General features: G+C 55.8%; 1 protein-coding gene and 2 pseudogenes. All 3 read left to right on the top strand.

Annotation, left to right across the window (positions count from 1 at the left end):
* Positions 1-459 (top strand): annotated as a pseudogene (locus tag TNMX_RS12475) (phosphoglucomutase/phosphomannomutase family protein); the annotation flags it as partial.
* Positions 456-1,445: a mannose-1-phosphate guanylyltransferase gene (locus tag TNMX_RS00535; protein ID WP_026329148.1), complete on the top strand. Its 990-nt coding sequence runs from the start codon at positions 456-458 to the stop codon at positions 1,443-1,445. The pseudogene TNMX_RS12475 and the gene TNMX_RS00535, both read left to right, overlap by 4 nt.
* Before the next feature lie 204 nt (positions 1,446-1,649).
* Positions 1,650-1,818, top strand: a pseudogene (locus TNMX_RS12470) (UDP-glucose 6-dehydrogenase); the annotation flags it as partial.

Here is a 1,818-nt window from a genome sequence, read left to right as displayed (position 1 = left end):
GGATTTAAGTGGATTAAGGGGGAGTTTCTCAAGGGAGATGTTTCGTTGGGAGGAGAGGAGTCGGGGGGTATAGGCTTTCCTGAGCACCTCCCAGAACGAGATGGCATTCTGGCTTCGCTGCTGCTTCTGGAGAGTATAGGGGCCACGGCCAGTGGTCCAGCTGAGCAGTTTAAGGAAGTGGAAAAGCTTGTGGGATTCACGCACGCATATGACCGCCTAGATCTTCCGTTAGAAAGGCCTCTAGACCTTTCTCGCCTTCTAGAGCCCAGGCCCCTGGCGGGCCTTGTCCCTGTTGGCGTGGATACCTTGGATGGGGTAAAGTGGCTCTATTCCGACGGGTGGGTTCTTTTCCGGGCCTCGGGTACGGAGCCGGTGGTTAGGATCTACGTGGAGGCCCGTAGCCCCGATCTGGTGCGCGCTTTGTTGCGGGAGAGCCGAGCCTTTGTGGAGGGAGTATGAGGAGGTATGCGGTTATTCTCGCAGGAGGGCGTGGAGAGAGGTTCTGGCCCCTTTCTAGGCCGGAACGACCCAAGCCATTTCTGCGCCTTTTTGGCAATCAGACTCTTCTAGAGGCGACTTTTGCGCGGCTTCGGTCTATCTTTACTCCGGAGCGCATATTCGTGGTGGTTCCTCCACCCTTGGTGGCCTTGGTACGGACTGAGCTTCCGGAGCTACCCCCAGAAAATGTACTGGTTGAGCCGGAACCCAGGGATACTGCCTACGCTGTTTTATTTGCCCTTCAGCATTTGGGCGAGGGAATCGTTGCTTTCTTTCCTGCCGATCACTTTGTGGGCAACGAGGAGGCTTTTAGGGAAGATGTGAACTTAGCCCTGGAGGTGGCCGAGGAAAGAGAAGGCCTAGTGGCTTTAGGAGTTCTGCCCTCGTATCCGGCTACTGGCTACGGCTACCTGGAACAAGGCGAGGAGGTCCGTCAGCGAGTGTTCCGGGTGCGGCGCTTTGTGGAAAAGCCACCGAGAGAAAAGGCCATGCAACTTTATCGCTCAGGTCGCCATTACTGGAACGCAGGTATCTTCTTTGGGGGGAAAGAGGTGTGGATAGAGGAGTTTGCGCGCCATGCTCCGGATATCCTGAAGGGGGAGGTGCCGAAGGCCAGCGTGGATCATGCGTTGATGGAGAAAAGCCAGCGCGTATACATGATTCCGGCTTCTTTCCCCTGGGATGACCTTGGGGATTGGTTGGCCCTGGAGCGGCATTTGAAGGGGGAGGGCCAGAACCTGGCTTTGGCCCGGCATGTGGGTATGGACACCAAGGGGGTGATCGTTTATGCCAGCGGTGACGAGCTTGTTGTTACGTTAGGTTTGGAAAACCTTCTTATCGTCAGGGAAGGACGGGTTACCCTAATTGCCCACAAAGAGCGGATACAGGACTTGAAGGCTCTTCTTAGGGAACTGGAAAAGCTGGGAGAGCCGACGGTTGACGGTTGAGTGGCGTTACCTTGGAGCCCACATACAATGAAGAGGCTAGAGGTGTACGAGATTAGGGGTGTAGCCTTTGGATCCTTATGGCTTTTTCTAGGCGTGGTGGCCCGTCTTACCTTTCAGTTTATCGCATCAAATTGCAAGGAAGGCCCACTCGGACGGAAAGTGGACCAGGCTTCGTTCAAGCTCCGTTAAGGGTGAGGAAGTACAGTGAAGCCTGTGAGGGTAACTGTCCTTGGAAGCGGATATGTCGGCCTGGTCACGGCAGCAAGCCTGGCTTATCTGGGGAACCGGGTGGTGGGGGTGGATGTGGACGAGGAAAAGGTGGCGGCCTTAAACCGGGGCAAGCCTCCTTTCTACGAACCCCACCTGGAGGAAA

The organism is Thermus sp. NMX2.A1, assembly GCF_000511705.1.
GTDB lineage: Bacteria > Deinococcota > Deinococci > Deinococcales > Thermaceae > Thermus > Thermus scotoductus.
The sequence above is the reverse complement of the archived record's forward strand: the minus strand, read 5'-3'. Positions and strand labels throughout refer to the sequence as shown.